Origin of the sequence: Streptomyces sp. NPDC093089 (assembly GCF_044754405.1) — a bacterium.
Classification (GTDB): Bacteria; Actinomycetota; Actinomycetes; order Streptomycetales; family Streptomycetaceae; genus Streptomyces.
Genome location: NZ_JBIVPA010000013.1, coordinates 203,213 through 217,607 on the forward strand (window position 1 = coordinate 203,213; position 14,395 = coordinate 217,607).

General features: G+C 71.0%; 14 protein-coding genes. 4 read left to right on the forward strand and 10 right to left on the reverse strand.

Annotated elements, in window-relative coordinates:
• Positions 1 to 45: 45 nt before the first annotated feature.
• The 3 genes from ACIQFX_RS28890 to ACIQFX_RS28900 all read right to left on the reverse strand — a co-directional run bounded on the left by ACIQFX_RS28890 (position 46) and on the right by ACIQFX_RS28900 (position 2,414).
• On the reverse strand, positions 46 to 1,086 hold the full coding sequence (locus ACIQFX_RS28890; RefSeq protein WP_402469166.1) for a 3-isopropylmalate dehydrogenase: 1,041 nt from the start codon (positions 1,084 to 1,086) through the stop codon (positions 46 to 48).
• A gap of 90 nt (positions 1,087 to 1,176) precedes the next feature.
• The gene (locus ACIQFX_RS28895) at positions 1,177 to 1,308 is read right to left on the reverse strand and encodes a hypothetical protein (protein ID WP_376482920.1); all 132 of its coding nucleotides are present in this window, start codon (positions 1,306 to 1,308) and stop codon (positions 1,177 to 1,179) included.
• A 230-nt stretch (positions 1,309 to 1,538) separates the two neighbouring features.
• Positions 1,539 to 2,414, reverse strand: coding sequence for a LysR family transcriptional regulator (locus ACIQFX_RS28900; RefSeq protein WP_402469168.1), 876 nt, complete (start codon positions 2,412 to 2,414; stop codon positions 1,539 to 1,541).
• A 101-nt stretch (positions 2,415 to 2,515) separates the two neighbouring features.
• On the opposite strand from ACIQFX_RS28900, the gene ACIQFX_RS28905 reads away from it, so the two are divergent.
• A complete protein-coding gene (locus ACIQFX_RS28905) occupies positions 2,516 to 3,523 on the forward strand; it encodes a zinc-binding dehydrogenase (protein ID WP_402469171.1) in 1,008 nt (335 codons plus the stop codon).
• A gap of 134 nt (positions 3,524 to 3,657) precedes the next feature.
• On the opposite strand, the gene ACIQFX_RS28910 is transcribed toward ACIQFX_RS28905, so the two are convergent.
• Positions 3,658 to 4,194, reverse strand: a complete 537-nt coding sequence (locus ACIQFX_RS28910; RefSeq protein ID WP_402469173.1) for a GNAT family N-acetyltransferase — start codon at positions 4,192 to 4,194, stop codon at positions 3,658 to 3,660.
• Between the two features lie 125 nt (positions 4,195 to 4,319).
• Here ACIQFX_RS28910 and ACIQFX_RS28915 point away from each other — a divergent pair, with 125 nt between their 5' ends.
• On the forward strand, positions 4,320 to 5,201 hold the full coding sequence (locus ACIQFX_RS28915; protein ID WP_402469175.1) for an alpha/beta fold hydrolase: 882 nt from the start codon (positions 4,320 to 4,322) through the stop codon (positions 5,199 to 5,201).
• Positions 5,202 to 5,275: 74 nt separating this feature from the next.
• On the opposite strand, the gene pruA is transcribed toward ACIQFX_RS28915, so the two are convergent.
• Positions 5,276 to 6,907 carry an L-glutamate gamma-semialdehyde dehydrogenase gene (gene pruA, locus ACIQFX_RS28920; protein WP_402469178.1) on the reverse strand — a complete coding sequence of 544 codons (1,632 nt, stop codon included), beginning with the start codon at positions 6,905 to 6,907 and terminating at the stop codon, positions 5,276 to 5,278.
• Between the two features lie 30 nt (positions 6,908 to 6,937).
• Complete coding sequence (locus ACIQFX_RS28925; protein ID WP_402469181.1) at positions 6,938 to 7,864, reverse strand: proline dehydrogenase family protein; 927 nt, start codon at positions 7,862 to 7,864, stop codon at positions 6,938 to 6,940.
• Between the two features lie 182 nt (positions 7,865 to 8,046).
• Between ACIQFX_RS28925 and ACIQFX_RS28930 the strand changes: the two genes are divergently transcribed.
• On the forward strand, positions 8,047 to 9,159 hold the full coding sequence (locus ACIQFX_RS28930) for a PucR family transcriptional regulator (RefSeq protein WP_402469184.1): 1,113 nt from the start codon (positions 8,047 to 8,049) through the stop codon (positions 9,157 to 9,159).
• A gap of 121 nt (positions 9,160 to 9,280) precedes the next feature.
• Entirely contained in the window at positions 9,281 to 10,264 is a 984-nt protein-coding gene (locus tag ACIQFX_RS28935; RefSeq protein ID WP_402469186.1) for an NAD(P)-dependent alcohol dehydrogenase, read from the forward strand.
• On the opposite strand, the gene ACIQFX_RS28940 is transcribed toward ACIQFX_RS28935, so the two are convergent.
• From ACIQFX_RS28940 to ilvN, 4 genes are all read right to left on the reverse strand, one after another.
• Complete coding sequence (locus ACIQFX_RS28940) at positions 10,245 to 10,826, reverse strand: TetR/AcrR family transcriptional regulator (protein ID WP_402469189.1); 582 nt, start codon at positions 10,824 to 10,826, stop codon at positions 10,245 to 10,247. The two genes, ACIQFX_RS28935 and ACIQFX_RS28940, sit on opposite strands and share 20 nt — an antisense overlap.
• Before the next feature lie 90 nt (positions 10,827 to 10,916).
• Positions 10,917 to 12,506: a phosphoglycerate dehydrogenase gene (gene serA, locus ACIQFX_RS28945; protein WP_402469191.1), complete on the reverse strand. Its 1,590-nt coding sequence runs from the start codon at positions 12,504 to 12,506 to the stop codon at positions 10,917 to 10,919.
• Positions 12,507 to 12,742: 236 nt separating this feature from the next.
• Positions 12,743 to 13,744 carry a ketol-acid reductoisomerase gene (gene ilvC, locus ACIQFX_RS28950; protein WP_017236010.1) on the reverse strand — a complete coding sequence of 334 codons (1,002 nt, stop codon included), beginning with the start codon at positions 13,742 to 13,744 and terminating at the stop codon, positions 12,743 to 12,745.
• Positions 13,745 to 13,863: 119 nt separating this feature from the next.
• Positions 13,864 to 14,391 (reverse strand): acetolactate synthase small subunit, encoded by a 528-nt coding sequence (gene ilvN / locus ACIQFX_RS28955; protein WP_017236011.1) that lies wholly within the window; start codon positions 14,389 to 14,391, stop codon positions 13,864 to 13,866.
• Between the last annotated feature and the right edge of the window lie 4 nt (positions 14,392 to 14,395).

A 14,395-nucleotide genomic window follows, 5' to 3' on the forward strand; every position in this document is an offset into this window, starting at 1 on the left:
GCTGAGGCGACCCGGCGGCTGCTGTGGAAAGTCAGTCGGCGCGGGTCAGCTCGCTACTCGCGCGGCGAGCGCGTCGCCGATCTCGTCCGTCGTGCGGACGGCGTCGCCGCGCTCGGTGAGGTCGGCCGCGACGGCCTCCTCGACCCGGGCGGCCTCGGCCTCGTAGCCGAGGTGGCGGAGCAGGAGGGCGACCGAGAGGACCGTGGCCGTGGGATCGGCCTTGCCCTGGCCCGCGATGTCCGGCGCGGAGCCGTGGACCGGCTCGAACATGGACGGGAACTCGCCGCTCGGGTTGATGTTGCCGGAGGCGGCGACGCCGATGCCGCCGGAGACGGCCGCGGCGAGGTCGGTGATGATGTCGCCGAAGAGGTTGTCGGTGACGATCACGTCGAAGCGGGCCGGGTCGGTGACGAGGAAGATCGTCGCCGCGTCGACGTGCAGGTAGTCGGTGCTCACCTCGGGGAACTCCGCGGCCACCTTGGTGAAGATGTCCGTCCAGAGGTGGCCGGCGAAGGTCAGCACGTTGTTCTTGTGGACCAGCGTCAGCTTCTTGCGCGGGCGGGCCTGGGCGCGGGCGAAGGCGTCCCGGACCACGCGCTCGACACCGAACGCGGTGTTGACCGAGACCTCGGTGGCGACCTCGTGCGGGGTGCCCTTGCGGATCGTGCCGCCGTTGCCCGTGTACGGGCCCTCGGTGCCCTCGCGGACCACGACGAAGTCGATCGCGGGCTGACCGGCGAGCGGGGTGGCCACGCCGGGGAGCAGCTTCGACGGACGCAGGTTCACGTGGTGGTCGAAGGCGAAGCGGAGCTTCAGGAGGAAGCCGCGCTCCAGGACGCCGGACGGCACCGACGGGTCGCCGATGGCGCCGAGCAGGATGGCGTCGTGCTTCTTGAGGGAGTCGAGGTCGGCGTCGGTGAGGGTCTCACCGGTGGCGTGGTAGCGCTTGGCGCCGAAGTCGTACTCCTCCGTCTCCAGCTTCACGTCCTGGGGAAGGACGGCCGAGAGGATCTTGAGGCCCTGGGCCACGACCTCCTGGCCGATGCCGTCGCCGGGGATGACTGCGAGATTGATGCTGTGAGACATGTCGGCACCCTACTCGTCGTCCCACCGTCTGACACGTTCCGTCCGCCATGTGGACGAACGGACAACCGGACGCGGGCGCGTCGGAACGTGTCAGTGGCCGGTGGAGCCGCCGTTGTCACGGCGGTCGAGGGCGCGCTGGAGGGCTGCCGCGGCATTCTGGCGGGCCTCGTCGCTGGGACGGTTGGCGGAGTGGCGGACGCGGCGGGCGGTCTGAACGGCCATGGGGGATCGACTCCTTGAGATCAGTGGTGATCCGGGCGTGCGGAGATCAGTGATGATCGAAGGTGCCGGAAGGGGCGGGGAGCGCCGCCGCAGGGGTTACCTGCACAGGGGCGTCGCGCTCTCGGCCGCCATTCGCTGATGTAGCGAGACGTTCGGCTTCTACAAAGCTAGGGCAGGCCTCCTCATCTGTCTCCACAATTACTCGGACTTCCTACTATCTGAGACGGCGATCAGGCCGTCCGGTCCCTCAGTTCGCGGATCAGGGCCCGCACGGCGAGGGATCGTGCCAGCTCAGGGGTGGTGACATAGCCGACCGAGCGGGTCGGGCGCTCCGCGCCGAGATCAGTGATCTCCACCGAGGGCGGCGCTCCGATCAGGGACAGTTCCGGCATCACCGCCATCCCGAAACCACTGCTCACCATCGAGAGCACCGCTCCGTCGTCCTCCGCCTCCACCGTCGCCGCCGGCAGCCACTCCTGGGCCGCCCACCACTCCCGGGTGTACGAGGTGCAGTTCTCCGTCCAGTCGACCAGCGGCAGCGTGCGCGGCGCCGGATGGCCCGCCGGGTGCACGAGCGCGTACCCCTCCTCCACCAGGACCCCGCCGACCAGTTCCGGCGGCACCGGCGACGTGGTCCCGACGGTCGCGATGCCGATGTCGGCCCGCCCGTCGAGCACCTCGCCCGCCGTACCGCGCCCCACCTCCCGCACGATCCGCACCTCCGGCACGACCTCCGGGTGCCGGGCGGTCAGCCGCGCCAGGGCCCGCGGCAGCAGGTGCAGGGCGGCGCTGCGGAAGGCCGCGATCCGCAGCGGTCCTGCGAGGGCGCCCGGCCCCGCGCCGCCGCCGCGCACCTCGGAGGCCATCACCTCCAGGAGCCGCAGCACCCGGCGGGAGTGGCCGAGGGCCCGCACGCCGGCCTCGGTCGGGGTCGCCCCGTTCCGGCCCCGCTCGAAGAGGACGGCCCCGAGCTTGCGTTCACTCGCGCGGACGGAGTGCGAGACGGCGGACTGGGTCATGCCCAGCGCGACGGCGGCGGCCGAGAAGCCGCCCTCGCTCCCGACGGCGACGAGGACGCGCAGCTCGCGGGGCGAGAGATCGGTCATGGGGGCTTCCACCTCGAAGTATGAGCGGGATTCATGGATCGGTCCGTGCCATGAGGGCAACCCTCTGCCCGGCGGTCCGATTCCTTCCTACGGTCGGTCGCATGACGAACGACACCATGATCACCGTTCAGCAGACCGCCCGCCCCGACGGCTTCCCCACCCCCGGCCACTTCGCCTTCGTCGAGTCCCGGATCCCCTCCCCCGGGCCCGGCACCGCACTCGTCGAGAACCTCCTGTGGTCGGTCGACCCGTACCACCGCGAGGCGATGGACGACGACGCGCTGTGGACCCTGGACTCCCCCATGGAGGGCCGCACCCTGGGCCGGGTGCTCGACTCCCGCGATCCGTCCCTGCGGCCCGGCGACCTCGTCCTCCACCGCAAGGGCTGGCGCACGCACGCGCTGGTCGCCCGGGACGAGGTCCGCCCGGTCCCCGACCTCGGCCCCGGCGTCCCGCCCGCGGCCCATCTGAGCATCCTCGGCGGTACGGGCCTCTCGGCCTACGTGGGTCTGACCCGGATCGCGCGCCTCCAGCCGGGCGAGGACCTCTTCGTGTCCGCGGCCGCCGGCGGGGTGGGCACGGCGGCCGGGCGGATCGCGCGGCTCCTCGGCGCCGGGCGCCTGGTCGGCAGCACGGGGTCGGCCCGCAAGGTCGCGTACCTGACGGAGGAGATCGGCTTCGACGCGGCCTTCGACCACCACGAGGGGCCGGTCGCGGAGCTGCTCGCGAAAGCGGCCCCGGACGGGCTCGACGCCGTCCTGGACGGGGTGGGCGGCGACCACCTGGAGGCGTCGATCGCCTCCCTGCGCGAGTACGGCCGGATCGCCTGGGTCGGCGCGGTCGCCCAGTACCACTCGCTCTCCACTCCCCCGCCGGCCCCGCGCAACCTGTTCGACCTGGTCGAGAAGAGCATCCGCCTGGAGGGCTTCCTGGTGCGCAACCACATGGACGCCCAGGAGGAGCTGTACGACCTCGTCGTGCCGCACCTGCGCAGCGGGGCGCTGTCGCCGGACGTGACGGAGGTGCGGGGCTTCGCGCACATCGTGGACGCCTTCCTGGGCATGCTGCGCGGCGAGAACCTCGGCAAGATGCTGGTCACCGCCGCCTAGTGCTGCGATCGGAAAGGCTTGCCGGTCACAGCACCAGCCGTCGCACCCCTGTCCCGATCGCGTTCACCGGACACCCCCGGCCAGGCCTCGCCCCCGGCCGATCCGCCGGGCCCGCCCCGGCTCCCGCCGGTCCGTCACATCACGTCGCCGTCGCGCCAGTCGAAGACCAGCGGATCGGCCGGGTCCGGCAGGGGCCGGCCGGCCGCGCGCCACAGGAGGACGGACCCCTCCTCCTCGGCGAGTCGTACGATCCCGCCGGGCCCCAGCGCTTCGAGCCGGCCCGCCCAGACCTCCCAGCCCCGCCCGCGGTAGAGCGCGGCCCCGTCGGCCGAGGTGCCGAGCGCCCCGAGGACGTACGCGCCGTCGACGACCCGCTCCAGCTCGGCCATGACGGCGCCGCCGAGCCCCCGCCGCCTGAGGTCTTCCCGTACGGCGACCCCCTCGACGTATCCCACGCGGTGCGAGCGGCCGCGGTGGAGCGCGTGCCGCAGGACGACGGCGCCGTGGGCGGCGACACCCCGCTCGTCCTCGATCCAGGCGTGGACGCCGCCGAGGGTGTGGTCCCAGTCGTCGTCGGAGAAGTCCCCGCCGAAGGCGGCGTCGAGCATCTCGCGCACGGCGCGGAGCCGGGCGGCCCCGAGTTCATGGGTGGGTGCGGTCCTCACGGTCATGGGCACCCCCACACCCTCCCACACCCCACCCCTCAACCTAACCTTTAAAATGACATTGACAGGTTAGAGAGGGGCCTGGTTAAGTCGACTCGTAACCAGTGACAAGCATTTAAGGGGTTAGAACGATGTCCGTGCTGCCGACCCACCACCGCACCGTCACCGTCCGGGGCCACGAGATCGCCTACCGCGAGGCGGGTCCGGTCGACGCCCCCGTGCTCCTGCTGCTGCACGGCTTCCCGACCAGCTCGCACATGTTCCGGGACCTGATCCCGCTGCTCGCGGACAGGTACCGGCTGATCGCCCCCGACCACCTGGGGTTCGGCCGCAGCGCCGCCCCCTCCGCCGCCGAGTTCGAGTACACCTTCGACGAGCTCGCCTCGATGACCGCCGAGTTCACCGAGACCATCGGCCTGGACCGGTACGCCCTCTACATCCAGGACTACGGCGCGCCGATCGGCCTGCGCCTCGCCCTCGCCCACCCGGAGCGCGTCACCGCGATCGTCAGCCAGAACGGCAACGCGTACGAGGAGGGCCTCGGCGCCGAGGCCTGGGCGCCGGTCCTCGCCCTGATCGAGAACCGCACCCCCGAGACCGAGGAGCCGGTCCGCGCGATCCGCTCCCTCGACGGCATCAGGTGGCAGTACGAGACCGGTGTCCCGGAGGGCTACCGGGACCGGCTGAGCCCCGACGCCTGGCACCACGACGCCGCCCTCATGGCCCGCGAGGGCCAGGACGGCATCCAGCTCGGCCTCATCGCGGACTACGGCGCCAACTTCGCCCTCTACCCGGCCTTCCAGGAGTACTTCCGCACCAGCGGGGTGCCGCTCCTCGCCGTCTGGGGCGAGGGCGACCAGGTCTTCGTCCCCGCCGGCGCCGAGGCCTTCCGTCGCGACCTCCCCGACGCCGAGGTCCACCTCCTCCCCACCGGCCACTTCGCCCTGGAGACCCACGCCCCGGCGATCGCCGACCTGATCGGCGACTTCCTGAAGCGCCGCGTCGGGGAATGAGAACCGCCCCCGTCCTCAATTGGGGGAAGAGGAGGGGGGCGGTGATCAGGGGCCGCTCGCGCGGCGGGTGGGCGTCAGCCCATGTGGGGGTAGCCGTACTCGGTCGGCGGAACCAGCGTCTCCTTGATGGCGCGGGTCAGCGTCCAGCGCATCAGGTTCTGCGGGGCGCCGGCCTTGTCGTTGGTGCCCGAGGCGCGGCCGCCGCCGAAGGGCTGCTGGCCGACGACGGCACCGGTCGACTTGTCGTTGATGTAGAAGTTGCCCGCGGCGAAGCGGAGCTTCTCCATCGTGTACGCGGCGGCGGCGCGGTCGCCGGAGATGACCGAGCCGGTGAGGGCGTAGTCCGAGACCGACTCCATCTGGGTCAGCATCTCGTCGTACTTCTCGTCCTCGTAGACGTGGACCGCGAGGATCGGGCCGAAGTACTCGGCCTTGAAGACCTCGTTCTCCGGGTCGGTGCAGGCGATGACGGTCGGACGGACGAAGTAGCCCACCGAGTCGTCGTAGGTGCCGCCGGCGATGATCGTGCAGGTCGGGTCGGCCGCGGCACGGTCGATCGCGGCCTTGTTCTTGGCGAACGAGCGCTCGTCGATGACGGCGCCGATGAAGTTCGACAGGTCGGTGACGTCACCCATGGTGATGCCGTCGACCTCGGCCGCGAACTCCTCCTTGAAGCCGTCGTTCCAGATGGACGCCGGGACGTACGCGCGGGAGGACGCGGAGCACTTCTGGCCCTGGAACTCGAAGGAGCCGCGGGTCAGCGCGGTCTTCAGGATGGCGCGGTCGGCGCTGGGGTGCGCGACGACGAAGTCCTTGCCGCCGGTCTCGCCGACGATCCGCGGGTACGAGCGGTACTTCTCGATGTTGGTGCCGACCGTCTTCCACAGGTGCTGGAAGGTCTTGGTCGAACCGGTGAAGTGGATGCCGGCCAGGTCGGGGTGGTTCAGGGCCACCTCGGAGACGGCGATGCCGTCGCCGGTCACCAGGTTGATGACGCCCTTCGGCAGGCCGGCCTCCTCCAGGAGCTCCATGAGGAGCACGGCGGAGTGGGTCTGCGTCGGGGACGGCTTCCAGACCACCACGTTGCCCATGAGGGCGGGGGCGGTGGGCAGGTTGCCCGCGATGGCCGTGAAGTTGAACGGCGTGATCGCGTAGACGAAGCCCTCCAGCGGGCGGTGGTCCAGGCGGTTCCACACGCCCGGGGAGTTCGCCGGGGGCTGCTCGGCGAGGATCTGGCGGGCGTACGCCACGTTGAAGCGCCAGAAGTCGACGAGCTCGCACGGGGTGTCGATCTCGGCCTGCTGGGCGGTCTTCGACTGGCCGAGCATGGTGGACGCGGCCAGCGTCTCGCGCCACGGGCCGGCGAGCAGCTCGGCGGCGCGCAGGATGATCGCGGCACGGTCGTCGAAGGACATCGCGCGCCACGCCGGGGCGGCGGCCAGGGCCGCGTCGACGGCGTCCTGGGCGTCCTGCGTGGTGGCGCCGCGGAAGGTGCCGATGACGGCCTTGTGGTTGTGCGGCTGGACGACCTTGAACTCCTCGCCGCCGCCGAGGCGCTTCACGCCGCCGATGGTCATCGGCAGCTCGCGCGGGTTCTCGGCCAGCTCCTTGAGCTTGGTCTCCAGGCGGAGGCGCTCGGGGGAACCGGGGGCGTAGCTGTGCACCGGCTCGTTGACCGGAGCGGGGACCTGGGTGACAGCGTCCATGAGTCTCGATACTCCTTGTGAGAGGTGGGCTCAGCCCTTGGTGAGGATGGAGCGGACGAAGAAGAGGAGGTTGGCCGGCTTCTCCGCGAGGCGGCGCATGAAGTAGCCGTACCAGTCGGTGCCGTACGCGGTGTAGACGCGCATGCGGTGGCCCTCGGCGGCGAGGCGGTTCTGCTCCTCGCTCCGGATGCCGTACAGCATCTGGAACTCGTACTCGTCCAGCTTGCGCCCGGCGCGGCGGGCCAGCTCCTGGCCGATGGAGATCAGGCGCGGGTCGTGCGAGCCGATCATCGGGTAGCCCTCGCCGTCCATCAGGATCTTCATGATCCGGACGTACGCCTTGTCGATCTCGGGCTTGTCCTGGATGGCGACGGAGGCGGGCTCCTTGTAGGCGCCCTTCACGATCCGGACGCGGGAGCCGTTCGCGGCGAGGCGGCGGGCGTCGTCCTCGGTGCGGAAGAGGTACGCCTGGATGACGCAGCCGGTCTGCGGGAAGGACTTCCGCAGCTCGTCGTGGATGGCGAACATCGAGTCGAGGGTGGTGTGGTCCTCGGCGTCCAGGGTGACCGTGGTGCCGATCTCGGCGGCGGCCTCGACGACCGGGCGGACGTTCGCGAGGGCCAGCTCGTGACCGTTCTCGAGCGACTGGCCGAACATCGACAGCTTGACGGACATCTCGGCGCGGGCGCCCAGGCCCAGCTCCTTGAGTCGGCCGATGAGCTCCAGGTAGGCGTCGCGGGCGGCGTACGACTGCTCGACGGTGGTGATGTCCTCACCGACCACGTCGAGGGTGACCTCCAGGCCGCGGCCGCTCAGCTCGGAGACGATCGGGACGACGTCGTCGACCGTCTCGCCGGCGATGAAGCGGGCGACGACCTGCTTGGTCCCGGGGGCGGCCGACACGAGACGGCGCATCTTGTCGCTGCGCGACGCGGCGAGGATCACGGGACCCAGCACGGGGCACCTCCAGAAGGCAGAAGCAGAACGGGGCCATACCCGGAGTAAGGGAACGAACCGGGAACAGCACGGAGAACCACCGTGAAACCTATGGATCGCTCCGATCCTCTGCCATCGACAGCTGTCACGCATCCGTGCGCGGCATCTCATACACATGTCTGAAGGGGTGCGAGAATGGCGCCGTGAAGGGCGATTACCAAGAACTGGTCGACGAGATCTCCGCGCTGCTCGGCGCCCCCGCCACGCTGGAGAACCGCGACTTCGGACTGATCGCCTTCGGGGCGCACGACAGCGACGACGACACGGCGATGGACCCCGTCCGGACGCGGTCGATCCTGACCCGGAAGTCCACGCCGGCGGTCCGCGCCTGGTTCGAGGGCTTCGGCATCACCCGGGCCACCGGGCCGGTCCGCATCCCGGCCGCCCCGGACGCGGGCGTGTTCCGGGACCGCATCTGCCTTCCCGTGCGCCATCGGGGCGTGGTCCTCGGATACGTGTGGCTGCTCGACGCGGAGCCCGGCCCCTCACCCGAACGGCTGACCGCCGCGATGGACGTCGCCGCCCGCATCGGCGACCTCCTCGCCGACGAGGAGCGCGCGGGCGCCGACCTCTCCCGCGAGTTCGTCGCGGTGCTGACCGCCGGGCGCGGCTGGCAGAGCGACATGGCCGTCGCGGCCCTCCGGGCGGCCCTCGGCCCCAGCGCGGACGGCCTGCACACCCTCGTCTGCGTGACCCCCTGGCAGGGCGAGGCCCCCTCGATCCGCGCGGTCCCCGGCGCGGCGGCGGTCGCCACCCTGCCCGAGGGCGAGTCCCTCGCCGTCCTCGTACGGCTGCGCACCGCCGAGGACCTCTCCCCCGCCCACACGGCCGCCGACCGGCTGCGCGGCGCCGCGCCGGCCGGCATCGCGACCCCCCGCCGGGGCCTCGCGGACCTTCCGGCGGCCTGGCGCGAGGCCAACACGGCGGCCCGGGCCGCCACCGCGCAGCCGACGCTGGGGCCGGTCGCCGAGTGGGCCGGGATCGGCCCGTACCGCCTGCTCGCGGCGCTCTACCACCCCGAGATCGATCCCGTCGTCGCCCCGCTCCTCGCCCCCGCCCACACCGAACTGGCCCGCACCGCCGAGGTCTTCCTCGACAACGCCGGCCAGGCGGGCCGTACGGCGGCCGCCCTCGGCATCCACCGCCAGACCCTCTACTACCGGCTGTCCCGCGTCGAACAGCTCACCGGCCTGGACCTCGACGACGGCGAGGACCGCCTCCTGCTCCACATGTCCCTGAAGTCGGCCAGGCTGTAGGCCTTCGGGACGACGGCGCCTCAGGGCCGTGTCGGGGTCGTCCCCGATGTCCCGGCGGCGCCGGAGGCCCTACCGTCGTGAGTGGTGCGAGCGTCGGACGGCGAACAGGCGAGGGGGCGTCATGAAGGCGTGGGTGCAGGACCGGTACGGATCGGCGGACGTGCTGGAGTTCGCGGAGGTCGAGCGGCCCGTGCCGGGCGAGCGGGAGGTGCTCGTCCGCGTCCACGCCGCCGCGGTGAACGCGGCGGACTGGCACCTGATGCGGGGCGACCCCTACGTGGCCCGGCTCGCCCTCGGCCTGCGAAGACCGAAGGAGCGGATCCGGGGCAGGGACTTCGCGGGCCGCGTCGAGGCCGTGGGCGCCGGGGTGACCGGGCTGCGCCCCGGGGACGAGGTCTTCGGGGAGGCCCCCGGATCCTTCGCCGAATACGTGTGCGCCTCCGAGGAGGCGACGGAGCGCAAGCCGGCCGGCCTGACGTTCGAGCAGGCGGCGGCGATACCGCTGGCGGGCAACACCGCCCTGATGGGACTGCGGGACCTGGGGAAGGTGCGACCGGGCTCGAAGGTGCTGGTCAACGGGGCTTCGGGCGGCGTCGGGACCTTCGCCGTCCAGCTCGCGAAGGCCTTCGGCGCCGAGGTGACGGGGGTGTGCAGCACCCGGAACGCGGCGCTGGTCCTCGGACTCGGCGCGGACCGCGTCGTCGACTACACCCGCGAGGACTTCACCACCGGCCACGACCGCTACGACCTGGTCTTCGACCTGGTGGGCAACCGGTCGCTGTCCGAGCTCCGGCGGGTCCTCTCCCCCACGGGCGTGCTCGTGCTGTCCGGCGGCGGCGTCTTCGAGGGAGGCAGCGCCTTCGGGCCGATGGGGCTGATCCTCAAGGGCCAGTTGCTCTCCCTGTTCTCCGGCCGGCGGCTCCGCGTCCTCACGGCGGAACCGCGCCGGGAGAACCTGGCGGCGCTGCGGGAGCTCGCCGAGAGCGGCGGCATCGCCCCGGTCGTCGAGCGGACCTATCCGCTGGACCAGGCGGCGCGGGCCCTGCGGTACGTCGAGGAGGAGCACGCCCGCGCGAAGGTGGTCCTCAGCTGTCCTCCCCCATGAGGACCTTGAGGCCCGCGGTGAGGTCGTCCGCGGTCGGCGCCGTCTCCGGGTCGACCATCCACTGGATCATGACGCCGGTGGCGAGGGCCTGACAGAGCAGTCCCGCGACCCGGGCCTTCTCGGGGTCGGCTTCGGGGTCGAGGCCCAGGAAGCCCTCGGCCATCCCCAGCCGGCCCTCGCGCTGCGGCTCCTTGATGGCGTCGCGCAGCTTCTCGTCGTCGTCGAGCCGGGTGACGATCTCGGTCTGGAGCTTCCAGACCGGCCTGCTCGCCTCGGCCGCGCCGATGACCTGCTCCCAGACGGCGTGGAAGCGCCGGTACGGGTCGGCCGGCAGCTCCCGCTCCTCCTCGCCGGAGCCGGCGGGGCCGACCTGCTCGCCCCACTCCTCGGTGAGGGCGAGGAAGGCCTGCTGGAGCAGGGCGTCCTTGGAGCCGTAGTGGTAGCCGATGGAGGCCAGGTTGGTGCCGGAGGCGGCGACGATGTCGCGCGCCGTGGTGCGCCCGTACCCCTTCTCCAGGAGACAGCGCTTGGCGCCTTCGAGCAGGTCTTCCTTGTGTCCCATGACAGCACTGTACCCGGCCGATAGACAATCGTGTAAGACGATCGTCTATCGGCCGGGTACGAGTCCGCGCGGGTCCGCGTACGGGCCGCGTCAGATCAGGTTGACCGAGCGGGCCGAGGCGGCGCCGATCTCCTGGGCGATCTCCGCGAGCACCGGCGCCGGCAGCGTGTCGTCCACGGTGAGCACGACGAGCGCCTCGCCGCCCTCCTCCGCGCGCGAGACCTGCATGCCCGCGATGTTCAGACCGGCCTCGCCGAGGATCCGGCCGACCGTGCCGACGACGCCCGGACGGTCCTCGTAGCGCAGCACGACCATGTGGTCGGCGAGCGCCAGGTCCACGTCGTAGTCGCCGACCGCGACGATCTTCTGGAGGTGCTTGGGACCGGCCAGGGTGCCGGAGACCGACACCTCCTCGCCGTTCGACAGCGTGCCGCGGACGGTGACCACGTTGCGGTGGTCGGGCGACTCGGAGCTGGTCGTCAGACGCACCTCGACACCGCGCTCCTGCGCGAACAGCGGGGCGTTGACGTAGGACACGGTCTCGTCGACCACGTCCTCGAACACGCCCTTGAGCGCGGAGAGTTCGAGGACCTTCACGTCGTGCTGGGTGATCTCGCCGTACACCTCGACGTCGAGGCGGGCCGCGACCTCGCCCGCGAGGGCGGTGAAGATCCGGCCGAGCTTCTCGGCGAGCGGCAGACCCGGCTTCACGTCCTCGGCGATGACGCCGCCCTGGACGTTGACCGCGTCCGGGACCAGCTCGCCGGCGAGCGCCAGGCGCACCGAACGGGCGACCGCGATGCCGGCCTTCTCCTGGGCCTCGTCCGTGGACGCGCCGAGGTGCGGGGTGCAGACGACCTGGTCGAGCTCGAACAGCGGGGAGTCCGTGCAGGGCTCCTTCGCGTACACGTCGAGGCCCGCGCCGGCGACCCGGCCCTCCTTGAGGGCGGTGTAGAGCGCCGCCTCGTCCACGATCCCGCCGCGCGCGGCGTTGACGATCCGGACGGAGGGCTTGACCTTGTGCAGCGCCTCGTCGCCGATGAGACCGATGGTCTCCGGGGTCTTCGGCAGGTGGACGGTGATGAAGTCCGCGACCTCCAGGAGCTCGTCCAGGGCCAGCAGCTTCACCCCCATCTGGGCGGCGCGGGCGGGCTGCACGTAGGGGTCGTACGCGACGATCTTCATGCCGAAGGCCGACATGCGCTGGGCGACCAGGACGCCGATGCGGCCGAGGCCGACGACGCCGAGGGTCTTCTCGCTCAGCTCGACGCCCGTGTACTTGTTGCGCTTCCACTCGCCGTTCTTCAGCGCGGTGTTGGCCTGCGGGATGTTGCGCGCGGTGGCGACCAGCAGACCGCACGCGAGCTCGGCGGCGGTGACGATGTTCGAGGTCGGGGCGTTCACGACCATGACGCCGGCCTTGGTGGCGGCGGAGACGTCGACGTTGTCCAGACCGACACCGGCACGGGCGACGACCCGGAGCTTGTTCGCGGCGGCGAGGGCCTCCGCGTCGACCTTGGTCGCGGAGCGGACCAGGATCGCGTCCACATCGGCGATGGCGGGGATCAGCTCGGCGCGGTCGGCGCCGTTGCAGTGCCGGATCTCGAAGTCCGGGCCCAGCGCGTCGACGGTGGCGGGCGACAGCTCTTCAGCGATGAGTACGACAGGTTTCGAGCTCACGTGAGTCCTCACAGGTCCAGTGCGGACGGCCGTCCCGACGGCCGCAGGCGGTGGAGGGGGCTTGCCGCGTGAAAGCGCACGACGCTGTGGGCCTGACGCGTATGTTGTTGAGCAGTGTAGTGCTGTGCCGGCGCACTTCATGCGCCTCGTTGGAAGGATCACCCGTCCGTGGTTGGACGAGGTGTCCAACGATGCGGGGAGGGGCCGGACAACCTGTCCGGCCCCTCCCCGAAGGCTTACGCCTCCTCGTCGTTCACCCAGCTCATGAGCTTCCGCAGCTCCTTGCCGGTGGTCTCCAGGAGGTGGTTCTCGTCCTGGGTCTTGTACTCGTTGTACTTCTTCAGGCCGCCGTGGTACTCGGCCATCCACTCCTTGGCGAAGGTGCCGTCCTGGATCTCCGCGAGGACCTTCTTCATCTCGGCCTTGGTGGCGTCGGTGATGATCCGCGGGCCGGTGACGTAGTCGCCCCACTCGGCGGTCTCGGAGACCGACCAGCGCATCTTCTCCAGGCCGCCCTCGTACATCAGGTCGACGATGAGCTTCAGCTCGTGGAGGCACTCGAAGTACGCGATCTCCGGCTGGTAGCCGGCCTCGGTCAGGGTCTCGAAGCCCGCCTTGACCAGAGCCGCGGTGCCACCGCAGAGGACGGCCTGCTCACCGAACAGGTCGGTCTCGGTCTCCTCCTTGAAGGTCGTCTTGATGACGCCCGCACGGGTGCCGCCGATGCCCTTGGCGTACGAGAGCGCCAGCGCGAAGGCGTTGCCGGTCGCGTCCTGCTCGACGGCGGCGATGCACGGAACGCCGCGGCCCTCCTCGTACTGACGACGGACCAGGTGGCCCGGACCCTTCGGGGCGACCAGGGCGACGTCGACGCCCTCGGGGACCTCGATGAAGCCGTAGCGGACGTTGAGGCCGTGACCGAAGAAGAGCGCGTCGCCCGCCTTCAGGTTGTCCTTGATGGACTCCTCGTAGACCTTGGCCTGGATCGGGTCCGGGGTCAGGATCATGATGAGGTCGGCCTCGGCCGCGGCCTCGGCGACGGACACGACGCGCAGGCCCTGCTCCTCGGCCTTGGCCTTCGACTTCGAGCCCTCCTGGAGGCCGACGCGGACGTCGACACCGGAGTCACGGAGCGACAGCGCGTGGGCGTGTCCCTGGCTGCCGTAGCCGATCACCGCGACCTTGCGGCCCTGGATGATGGACAGGTCGGCATCGGCGTCGTAGAACAGCTCGGCCACTGGAAATCTCCTTGAGGTGCTGGTGTTGCGTCCCACCGTACGGCGGGGAGCGGGAGGAAGGTTTTCGGGTCTCGTCAGTCGGACCGCCGATTGGACCGGCGGTCGACGTCCGACGACTCTCAGGCGCTGCGGTCGAGGGCCCGCAGGGACCGGTCCGTGATGGACCGGGATCCACGCCCTATGGCGATCGTGCCCGACTGCACGAGCTCCTTGATGCCGAACTGCTCCAGCATCTTGAGCATGGCGTCGAGCTTGTCACTCGAACCGGTGGCCTCGATGGTGACCGCCTCGGGCGAGACGTCCACGGTCTTGGCACGGAACAGCTGCACGATCTCGACGATCTGGGAGCGGGTCTCGTTGTCGGCGCGGACCTTCACCAGGACGAGCTCGCGCTGGATCGCAGCGCTGGGCTCGAGTTCGACGATCTTCAGGACGTTGACCAGCTTGTTGAGCTGCTTGGTCACCTGCTCCAGGGGCAGGTCCTCGACATTGACCACGATGGTGATGCGGGAGATGTCGGGGTGCTCGGTGATGCCGACGGCGAGGGAGTCGATGTTGAAGCCTCGGCGGGAGAACAGCGCGGCGATCCGGGCGAGGATGCCGGGCGTGTTCTCGACGAGAACGGAGAGCGTGTGCTTGGTGGACATGTCT

Coding starts and splice junctions, on each gene's coding strand:
- ACIQFX_RS28890 (WP_402469166.1), bottom strand. CDS start 1,086: ATGTCTCACAGCATCAATCTCGCAGTCATCCCCGGCGACGGCATCGGC.
- ACIQFX_RS28940 (WP_402469189.1), bottom strand. CDS start 10,826: ATGGGACACAAGGAAGACCTGCTCGAAGGCGCCAAGCGCTGTCTCCTG.
- ilvN (WP_017236011.1), bottom strand. CDS start 14,391: ATGTCCACCAAGCACACGCTCTCCGTTCTCGTCGAGAACACGCCCGGC.
- pruA (WP_402469178.1), bottom strand. CDS start 6,907: ATGGACGCTGTCACCCAGGTCCCCGCTCCGGTCAACGAGCCGGTGCAC.
- ACIQFX_RS28905 (WP_402469171.1), top strand. CDS start 2,516: ATGACGAACGACACCATGATCACCGTTCAGCAGACCGCCCGCCCCGAC.
- ACIQFX_RS28915 (WP_402469175.1), top strand. CDS start 4,320: ATGTCCGTGCTGCCGACCCACCACCGCACCGTCACCGTCCGGGGCCAC.
- ACIQFX_RS28895 (WP_376482920.1), bottom strand. CDS start 1,308: ATGGCCGTTCAGACCGCCCGCCGCGTCCGCCACTCCGCCAACCGTCCC.
- ACIQFX_RS28935 (WP_402469186.1), top strand. CDS start 9,281: ATGAAGGCGTGGGTGCAGGACCGGTACGGATCGGCGGACGTGCTGGAG.
- ACIQFX_RS28900 (WP_402469168.1), bottom strand. CDS start 2,414: ATGACCGATCTCTCGCCCCGCGAGCTGCGCGTCCTCGTCGCCGTCGGG.
- ACIQFX_RS28910 (WP_402469173.1), bottom strand. CDS start 4,194: ATGACCGTGAGGACCGCACCCACCCATGAACTCGGGGCCGCCCGGCTC.